Annotated in this window: 8 protein-coding genes and 3 pseudogenes; 4 read left to right on the top strand and 7 right to left on the bottom strand. The window is 76.3% G+C overall.

The features are described 5' to 3' along the window. From CNO22_RS23240 to CNO22_RS23230, 3 genes and pseudogenes are all read right to left on the bottom strand, one after another. A pseudogene (locus CNO22_RS23240) lies at positions 1 to 942 on the bottom strand (heavy-metal-associated domain-containing protein); the annotation flags it as partial. Positions 943 to 1,033: 91 nt separating this feature from the next. After that, entirely contained in the window at positions 1,034 to 1,840 is an 807-nt protein-coding gene (locus CNO22_RS23235; protein ID WP_100501648.1) for an alpha/beta hydrolase, read from the bottom strand. A gap of 2 nt (positions 1,841 to 1,842) precedes the next feature. Then, entirely contained in the window at positions 1,843 to 2,562 is a 720-nt protein-coding gene (locus CNO22_RS23230) for a GDSL-type esterase/lipase family protein (protein WP_100501647.1), read from the bottom strand. 127 nt (positions 2,563 to 2,689) lie between these two features. Here CNO22_RS23230 and CNO22_RS23225 point away from each other — a divergent pair, with 127 nt between their 5' ends. After that, the gene (locus tag CNO22_RS23225; RefSeq protein ID WP_100501646.1) at positions 2,690 to 3,664 is read left to right on the top strand and encodes a sensor histidine kinase; all 975 of its coding nucleotides are present in this window, start codon (positions 2,690 to 2,692) and stop codon (positions 3,662 to 3,664) included. 23 nt (positions 3,665 to 3,687) lie between these two features. Beyond that, complete coding sequence (locus tag CNO22_RS23220; protein WP_100501645.1) at positions 3,688 to 3,987, top strand: YciI-like protein; 300 nt, start codon at positions 3,688 to 3,690, stop codon at positions 3,985 to 3,987. Here CNO22_RS23220 and CNO22_RS29415 read toward each other — a convergent pair. The 3 genes and pseudogenes from CNO22_RS29415 to CNO22_RS23210 all read right to left on the bottom strand — a co-directional run bounded on the left by CNO22_RS29415 (position 3,962) and on the right by CNO22_RS23210 (position 5,762). Further along, complete coding sequence (locus tag CNO22_RS29415; protein ID WP_232807286.1) at positions 3,962 to 4,618, bottom strand: zinc-binding dehydrogenase; 657 nt, start codon at positions 4,616 to 4,618, stop codon at positions 3,962 to 3,964. The genes CNO22_RS23220 and CNO22_RS29415 overlap by 26 nt on opposite strands. 19 nt (positions 4,619 to 4,637) lie before the next feature. Beyond that, a pseudogene (locus CNO22_RS30230) lies at positions 4,638 to 5,021 on the bottom strand (alcohol dehydrogenase catalytic domain-containing protein); the annotation flags it as partial. Between the two features lie 153 nt (positions 5,022 to 5,174). Beyond that, positions 5,175 to 5,762 (bottom strand): hypothetical protein, encoded by a 588-nt coding sequence (locus CNO22_RS23210; RefSeq protein ID WP_100501644.1) that lies wholly within the window; start codon positions 5,760 to 5,762, stop codon positions 5,175 to 5,177. A 291-nt stretch (positions 5,763 to 6,053) separates the two neighbouring features. Between CNO22_RS23210 and CNO22_RS30375 the strand changes: the two genes are divergently transcribed. Then, positions 6,054 to 7,040, top strand: coding sequence for a cold-shock protein (locus tag CNO22_RS30375; RefSeq protein WP_100501643.1), 987 nt, complete (start codon positions 6,054 to 6,056; stop codon positions 7,038 to 7,040). 34 nt (positions 7,041 to 7,074) lie between these two features. Here the strand turns inward: CNO22_RS30375 and CNO22_RS23200 are convergent, their stop codons facing one another. Further along, entirely contained in the window at positions 7,075 to 8,451 is a 1,377-nt protein-coding gene (locus tag CNO22_RS23200; RefSeq protein WP_100501642.1) for an FAD-dependent oxidoreductase, read from the bottom strand. A 118-nt stretch (positions 8,452 to 8,569) separates the two neighbouring features. Here CNO22_RS23200 and CNO22_RS29400 point away from each other — a divergent pair. Continuing rightward, positions 8,570 to 8,686: pseudogene (locus CNO22_RS29400) on the top strand (IS5/IS1182 family transposase); the annotation flags it as partial.

Below are 8,686 nucleotides of genomic sequence, written 5' to 3'. Positions count from 1 at the left end.
CTCCCGGGGGTGGGCGGGGTCGAGGACATCGTCCGGCTCCGGGCGGCACAGCTCCCACTCGCGGCGCCGCCACACCTGCCGGTGGGCGCGCATCTCCAGGACCTCCTGGAACGCGGCGGCGGCGTTGAGCGCGGGCACCGTGGGGCTCTGGGTGAGCGCGTGCAGCAGGGCACTGACGCCGGAGAAGGCCAGTTCGGTGCCGGTCGGGCCCACACGCCGGTACAGCTCCCGTTTGAGCCACGTCTGGGACTCCAGCAGCGCGACGGCGAGGGTCGCGTGGCGGGTGAGCGCCGGGACCGGCGACAGCTTGGCCGCGTAGGCGACGCCGACGGCCACGAGGTCGATCCCGGCCGCGGCGAGCGCCGCCAGCAGCGGTTCCAGGTCGGCCGGGTGGTCCTCCCGCGCCGGGAGCAGCCCCTTCCCTCCGCGGGCCTTCTCGATGGCGGTCACCGTGCCGACGAGGTCCTCGACGGTGACCTGCCGCTCGTCGAAGGCGACCAGGACCCGGCCGACGACGTCGTTGACGGTCGCCCACTCCACGCCCTCGAGCCGCTCGAGCTGCCGGCGCAGTGCGGAGCGGACCTCCGGGGCCTCCTGCGCATCCGGTGCCAGCAGCTCCACCTGCACCCGGCCCCGGTCGGCCCAGACCCGGCGGGTGTGCCGCGCGGGCGGGGGCTCGACCATGCCGCGGGCGGCGTCGAGCAGGTCGTGCAGCCGCCCGTCGGGGAGCGGGTCCGCGCCGGTGACCAGGGTTCCGACGGCGCGGGTGCCCGTGACCGCGGCCGTGTGGGCCAGCGACAGCGAGGAGCGGGCGGCCCCCTGCACCAGGCCTGCGGTGCCGCCGACGAGCCCGGCCGTGACCCCCGCGCCGGCCACCACGCCGGCACCGGCCAGCGCCGCGGCCGCGCCGAGCGCGCTGCCGATCCGGCGTCTGAGGGCCATCGGCTCCCCCGGAACTCGATCCCCCGGAAGTGGAGGTGCCTGCGGACGCTACGCCCGTCGCCGCCCGCCCGCGCCCCCGAGCGGCGTGCCGTCAGCCTCCGCCGAGCCAGTCCACCGCCTCCGCCGCCACCTCCGGCGGGACGGCGTGCCCGCCGGCGAACTCCCGGTAGGTGACGTCGTAGCCCTCCTCGCGGAGGGCCGGCACGATGCGCCGGCTGGTCTGCTCGACGGGCAGGACGTCGTCGGCGTCCCCGTGCGACACGAACACCGCCGGCTCCCCCACCCGCGCCTGACCGGCGACGAAGCCCGGGGAGAAGGCGACCACCCGGCCGAACAGGTCCCCGTTGGCCAGGCCCAGGCCCAGCGCGTAGGAGGCGCCGTCGGAGAACCCGGCCACGGCGACGCGCTCCGGGTCCACCGGCACGGTCGCGAACACCTGCGCCAGGGCCCGGTCGAGCAGCGCGGCGTCCTCGCCGGGGCGACCGGTGACCGCGTCCCACGTCGACCCGCGGGAGGCCGGTGCGAGGACGAGCAGGCCCCGCTCGTCGGCCAGGCCACCGAGGACGCCGAGGCCCGCCTCGGCGTCGCCGCCGGCGCCGTGCAGGGCGACCACGAGCGGCGCCGCGCCGCCCGCGGCGAGTCCGGGCGGCACGTGCAGCAGCGGCGGCCGCTCGACCCCCAGGTCCAGCGGCTGGGTCCCCGGCGCCGGGAGCGCGCCGGTCGGCTCCGGCTGCGGGCGGGCGGTGAGGCCGGCGGCCGGGTCCGCCGGTGACCTCGGCAACTGCACCCCTGACCCCGGCAACTGCACCCCGCAGCCGGCGAGCAGGGCTGTGCCCGCGAGCGCCCCCGCGGCGGCCAGCAGTCGCCGGCGGGTCCACGCCGGATGCGGGTCGTCCACCGTCAGCCGCCGCCGTTCAGGGCCGCCCAGAAGGCCGCGCGGACGCCGCCGGCTCCCCAGGCGTTGGGCTCGATCAGGGAGCAGAACCACAGGTCCCGCTGCTCCGGCCGGGCCTCGGGGCGCCGCGGGTCCCCGGCCGCCAGCCCGTGGCCGCGGAAGTGCTCGGCGATCTCGGCCACCGCGGCGCCGTGCCGGGCCGCCGTCCGGCGCAGCCCGTCGTTGAGCTCGGCGATCAGCGCGACGGCGTCCGGCCAGGGCGGCAGGCCCAGCCGCGCGGCGTCACCGGTGCCGTCGCTGGGGTCGTACACCGTGCCGACGACGACCCGGCCGTCCGGGGCCAGGGCCGCGGCGATCGCGACCAGCGCCCGGTCGAGCGCCGCCGTGACGCGGGCGACGACGGCACGGGCCCCCGCGGTGTCCCCGTAGGCGCCGAGGAGGTCGTTCCCGCCGATGGTCAGCGTGACCAGACCGGGCCGCGCCGGCAGCGCCGCGAACCGGGGCAGCTGCCGGTCCAGCAGCGTGCCGGTGGTCGCACCGTCGGTCGCCAGCAGCGTGAACGTCGTCCCGGGGGCGGTGCTGCGCAGGTCCCGCCCGCGCCACTCGGGGAAGTCGTCGTCCCGGTTGGCGAACAGCAGGCTGGCCCCGCCACGACCCGGGCCGCCGGAGTAGTCGTCGATCGAGATGGAGTCGCCGAGTGCGACGTATCCTCCTGCGCCGGTCACCCCGCCATGGTGCGCCCGCCGCGCGGTCCCCGCGTGGGCGACATCGCCCCGTGTCCGCGAGCGGCCCGTGCGCCGACGTGGCTACCGTGGGACGGCAACAACCGGCTGCAGGCGAGGGGACGGACAGGTGGACACGGCGCTTCCGCACGGGGTCCCACCCGCCTCCGGCCCGCGCTACCGGCACGACGCGCTGTTCTTCTCCTCCCCCGACGAGCTGGCCGTCGCGACGGTCCCCTTCATCCGGGAGGGCCTGGCCGCCGGGGACGCCGTCGTCGTCGCCGCGTCCCCCGCCACCGCCGACGTCGTCCGCCAGGCCGTGGACGGCGACGAGCGGGTCCGCGTGGTCGAGCGGGGCGCCAGCTACGCCCGGCGGACGCCCGCCGCGGTGACCGAGTTCCGGCGGCTGGCCGACGAGCTCTCGGCCGCCGGGGCGCCACGCATTCGGGTCGTCGGCGAGACCGACTTCGGCCGCACCGAACGCGAGTGGCTGGAGTGGCAGCGCTACGAGGCGGTGGTCAACGACGCGCTGGGGCCCTGGCCGCTGTGGGGGCTGTGCGTCTTCGACACCACGCGGCTGCCCGAGCCGGTGCTCGAGTCGGTCGCCCGGACCCACCCCACCGTCGTCGTCGGCCGGACCCGCACGCCCAACCCGCGCTTCGTCGACCCGGCCGGGTACCTGCGCGGGCTGCCGGTGCCGGTGGAACCGCTGCAGGCGACCCTGCCGCGGCTGGCCGTCGACGACGTCGCCGACCCGATCGCGCTGCGGCACGCCGTCGCCGCCGAGCTGGCCGCCGTCGGTGGCCCGCGCGAGGCGGTCGAGGACTTCCTGCTGGCGGTCGACGAGACGACGTCCAACGCCGTCCGGCACGGCGGGCCGCCGGTGGGCCTGCGGCTGTGGACGTCGGCCGACCGGGTGGTGTGCAGCGTGACCGACCACGGGCCGGGCCTGGACGACCCGTTCGCCGGCTACGGCCCGGCCCACGGCGAGGACCTCTCGCGCGGCGGCATGGGCGTGTGGCTGGCCCGCCAGCTGTGCGACCACGTCGACATCAGCTCCGGGCCCGACGGCGTCACCGTGCGGCTGTCGACCGCGCTGCGCTGACCCCCGCCTGGGAGACTCCCGGCGTGCCCCCTCCCGCCCGGTACAGCGTCCTGGAGTACACGCTCGCCGACGACTACCTCGAGCGCCGCGCGGCGCTGCGGGCCGACCACCTGGCGCTCGCCCGGGCCGCCCACGAGCGCGGCGAGCTGGTCATGGCCGGCGCGCTGCCCGACCCGTACGACCGCGCCCTGCTGGTGTGGACGGCGCCGCGCGAGGTGGTCGAGCGCTTCGCCGAGTCCGACCCCTACGTCGTCAACGGCCTGGTGACCGGCTGGACGATCCGGCCCTGGGACGTCGTCATCGGGGCTGCACCAGGATCTTGACGTTCTCCTCCTTGTTGTCGATCAGCTCGCGGAACCCCTGCTCGACGATGTCGTCGAGGCCGATCCGGCCGGTGATGAACTGGAACGGGTCGATCCGGCCACTGGCGACCATCTCGATCGTCGCCGGGTGGTCGTGCGCGTAGGCGAGGCTGCCGAGCACGCTGACCTCGCGGAACACCAGGTCGTTCATCGCGACCTGGGCCGCGTGTCCCCAGATCGCGACGTTGACGCAGGTGCCGCCGGCCCGGGTCGAGCGGATGGCCGTCGCGAGCACCTGGTCGACACCGGCGCACTCGAAGGTGACGTCGGCACCGCGGCCCTCGGTCCGCTCGTCCACGGCCTCGACGACGTCCACCGACCGCGGGTCGAGCACGGTGGCCGCGCCGGCCCCCGCCGCCTTCTGCCTGCGGGCCTCGGCGGGCTCGACGACCACCACCTGCTCGACCCCGGCCGCGGTCAGGGCGGCGGTGGTGACCAGCCCGATCGGCCCGGCCCCGAAGACCACCGCGAACTGACCCGGCCGGGCGCCGGAGAGCCGGACGGCGTGGTACGCCACGGCGAGCGGCTCGATGAGCGCGCCGACGTCCGTGCCGAGGTCGCCGAGCGGGTGGATCCACCGGCGCTCGGCCACGACGTACCCGGGAGAAGCCCCCGCCGCCGCCGGAGAGCCCGACGAAGCCGAGGGTGCGGCAGACGTTGTAGCGGCCCTGCTGGCAGGCGTCGCAGCGACCGCAGACCACGTAGGGCTCCACGACCACCCGGTCGCCCACCCGCACGTCGTCCACACCCGGGCCGACCTCCGCCACCACGCCGGCGAACTCGTGGCCGAGGGTCACCGGCATGCCCTCCCCGGTCAGCGGGTGCGGCGCCTCGGGCGTCGGCACGAAGATCGGGCCCTCGAGGAACTCGTGCAGGTCGGTGCCGCAGATGCCGCACCACTCGACCTCGACGGCGACCGTGCCGGGGCGCACCCGGGGGTCGGGCACCTCCTCGACCCGGATGTCGCCGCGACCGTGGAACCGGGCTGCCTTCATGGCGTGTCTCCGTCCGTCGGTGGACCCCCGCGCGGGAGGTTGCCGACAGGACACCCCGGACCGCCCGGTCCCCGGAGCGTTGCAGCCGGTTGCAGCCGGTCTCCCGGGTCCCTCGCCGAGTGTGCGAGGGGCCCCGGGAAGGGTGGGCCTTCTTCAGTCGGGCAGCAGCCGGCGCAGCACGCCCTTGGCGGTCGCCCCGGCGCGGTAGGACTGCACGAGCCACGAGTTGCACACGATGTTGGCACCGGCCAGCGCGGGCACGAGGAACTGCGTCACCCGCTGCCGGCTCTGCCACTTCGCGACCTCCGGCGGGGTGCCCTGGCTGGGCAGGGTCGCGTCCTTGACCTCGACCTGCTCGCCGCGGCGAGCGGCCTCCTCGGCGGCCTTGCCGATGCGGCTGCCGCTGTAGGCGGCGTAGGCGGTGGCGCCCGCGCCGGCCACGGCCAGGCCGGCCTTGAGCGCGCCGACGGTGCCGAAGCCCTGCTGCAGGGCGATCCGCCGGCCGCCGACCTGGGTGAGGCGGAGCCCGGCGAGCAGCGTGGCGGCGATGCCGCCGAACTGCGCGGGCTGGAAGCGGCTCCACGCCGAGCCGGCCACCCGGATGCGGTCGAGGCCCTGGGACAGGTCCTGGCCGGACTTGTTCACGCCGGCGATGCCCATCACCGCCCCGCCGAACCACAGGGCCGAGCCCAGGTCGTGCACCGCCTGGGCCACGAAGTGGTTGTCGCTGCTGGACGTCATCGTTCCTCCTCCGGTCGGGTCCCCCGTGCGAGTGGCCGCCCGTACCCGGGCCGGCGTCCGGATAACGGGACACGCCCGTCCGGACCCGGGACACGCCGCAGGACCGCACGCCCACCGCCACCGGCGGTACGCGACGTGCGCACGTGACCGGTCTCCTGCCGGGTGCCCGCCCGGACGCGCGCCGGGTGAGGGAGGCTAGAGGGTGCGGCCGCGTCTCCCTCCGGGACGGCGGGGCCGGAGGACGGCCGGTGGGACGGGCCCGCCGGCGACGAGCAGTGCAGGAGCACGTGGATGCCGCAGGGCACGGTGAAGTGGTTCAACGCCGAGAAGGGCTTCGGGTTCATCGCACCCGACGACGGAGGGCGTGACGTGTTCGTCCACTTCTCCGCGATCGCCGACGAGAGCGGGTTCCGCACTCTCGACGAGGGCCAGCAGGTGGAGTTCGAGGCCAGTGAGGGCCAGCGCGGTCCGCAGGCCGACTCGGTGCGGCCGGTCGGTGGCGCCCCGCGGCGCCAGGAGCGCGGGCGCGACGACCGGAGCAGGGCTCGGGACGACGATCGGGGCCGGGGCCGGGACGACGACCGGGGCCGCGGGGGCGACCGCGACCGCGGGCGGGACGGCGGCCGGCCGTCGCGCGGTGGGCGTGCCACCGGCACGGTCTCCTGGTTCGACGACGACAAGGGCTTCGGGTTCATCCAGCCCGACGACGGCGGGCCGGACGTGTTCGTGCACTTCTCGTCGATCGCCGACCGCGGCGGGTTCCGCAGCCTCGAGGAGGGCCAGCGGGTCGAGTTCGACGTCACCCAGGGCCAGCGCGGTCCGCAGGCCGAGGACGTGCGGTCGGCCGAGCGCGGCGGCTCCCGGGACGCCGGCCCGCGGGGTGGCGGGTACCGCGACCGGGACGGCGGCGGGTACGCCGACCGCGACCGCGGCGGGTACCGCGACTCCGGTGGCTACCGCGACCGTGACTCGGGCGGGTACCGGGACCGCGACGCGGGCGGGTCCCGCGACGCCGGCCGGGACACCGGCCGCGGCGGCGCCGGGGCGGGTCGCCGTCCCTCGGGCGGGGGCCAGGCCAACGGCACGGTGAAGTGGTTCAACGCGGAGAAGGGCTTCGGGTTCATCGAGCCCGACGACGGCGGCCCGGACGTCTTCGTGCACTACTCGGCGATCGCCGACCGCGGCGGCTACCGCAGCCTCGACGAGGGCCAGCGGGTCGAGTTCGAGGCCAGCGAGGGCCAGCGCGGCCGCCAGGCCGACCGGGTCGACCCCGCCTGATCCCGCGTCCGGCTGCTCCGGCGGGTCCCACCCGTCAGAGCAGCCGGACGTCGGCCTCCACCGCCTCGAAGGCCTTGCGCGCGGCGATGAGCACCGGGTCCCAGACGGGTGCGAACGGTGGGGCGTAGGAGAGGTCGAGCGAGAGGATCTCGTCGACGCCCATCTCGTTCCAGATGCAGACCGCCAGCGCGTCGACGCGCTTGGCCGCCGCCTCCCGGCCGACGACCTGGGCGCCGAGCAGCCGCCCGCTGCGCCGCTCGGCGATCATCTTGAGCCGGATGGGCTGCGCGCCCGGGAAGTAGCCGGCCTTGGTCGTCGAGTCGACGACGGCGGTGACGAACTCGTACCCGGCCGCCTCGGCCTCGGCGGCCGAGAGCCCGGTGCGGGCCGCCTCCAGCTCGCAGATCCGGGTGATCGCGGTGCCGATGACGCCGGGGAACGTGGCATAGCCACCGCCGATGTTGATCCCGGCCACCCGGCCCTGCTTGTTGGCGTGCGTCCCCAGGGCGACCACCACCCGCTGGCCGGAGAGCCGGTGCACCGACTCGACGCAGTCGCCGGCGGACCAGACCCCCTCGACCGGGGTGCGCATCCGCGCGTCGACCGCGACGCCCCCGGAGACCCCGAGCGGGATGCCGGCCTCCTCGGCCAGCCGGACTGCCGGCCGCACGCCCAGCCCCAGGACCACCAGGTCGGCGGGCAGCTCCCGGCCGCTCACGGTCACCACGCCCCGGGCCCGGCCGCCGGCGTCGGTCTCGATCGCCGCGACCGGGTCCGAGAGGACCAGCTCGATGTCCTCCTTGCGCACCGCCTCGGCGATGTACTCGCCGACGTCGGGATCGAAGGTGCCGACCGGGGTGGCCGACATGTCGACGACGGTGACCTCGAGCCCGCGCACCCGGCAGGCCTCGGCGATCTCCAGGCCGATGTAGCCCCCGCCGATCACGACCACCCGGCGGACGTCCCCGCCGTCGAGCTCCGCCCGCAGCGCCGCGCCGTCGTCGAGCACCTGGACGCCGTGCACCCCGGTCGCGTCGATGCCGGGCACCGGCGGCCGCATGGGGACGCTGCCGGTGGCGTACACCAGCTGGTCGAACGGCTCGACGCCGCTACCGCCGTCCTCCAGACCGCGCCAGTGGACGACGCGCCGGTCGAGGTCGATGCCCGTGACCTCGGTCCGCATCCGGACGTCGATGCCCATCGCGCGGTGCTGCTCGGGCGTGCGGGCGATGAGGTCGGCCTCGGAGTCGACGACGCCGCTGATCCAGTACGGGATGCCGCACGCGGAGTACGACGTCGCGCGACCCCGCTCGAACATGACGACGTCGAGCTCCGGACGTCGCTTCTTCGCCTGCGACGCGGCACTGCCACCCGCGGCGTCCCCACCGATCACGACCACGCGTTCGCCCACGCTCCGCGACGGTAGGGCGTCCCGGCCCGGACCGCCCGGCGGTCGGCTGACGGCGGGGGTCTGCGGGGCTAGGGCGTGTCTCAGCGATCTTGACCGGCGGGTTCGGTAGGCCTGGCCTGTGCTCGATCGTCACGATCTGACTGATGCGGAGTGGGCTCGGCTGGAGCCGCTCGTGCCGGACCGGACGCCGCGCCGCGGCGGCCGTTGGAACGATCACCGGCAGGTGATCAACGGG

The organism is Geodermatophilus chilensis (genome assembly GCF_002802985.1).
In the GTDB taxonomy this organism is placed as follows: domain Bacteria; phylum Actinomycetota; class Actinomycetes; order Mycobacteriales; family Geodermatophilaceae; genus Geodermatophilus; species Geodermatophilus chilensis.
This window is presented reverse-complemented; position numbering and strand designations above follow the sequence as displayed.

What these genes read in the sequence shown, in the direction of transcription:
- CNO22_RS30375 (WP_100501643.1), top strand. Translation starts at nt 6,054, where the DNA reads ATGCCGCAGGGCACGGTGAAGTGGTTCAACGCCGAGAAGGGCTTCGGG.
- CNO22_RS23210 (WP_100501644.1), bottom strand. Translation starts at nt 5,762, where the DNA reads ATGACGTCCAGCAGCGACAACCACTTCGTGGCCCAGGCGGTGCACGAC.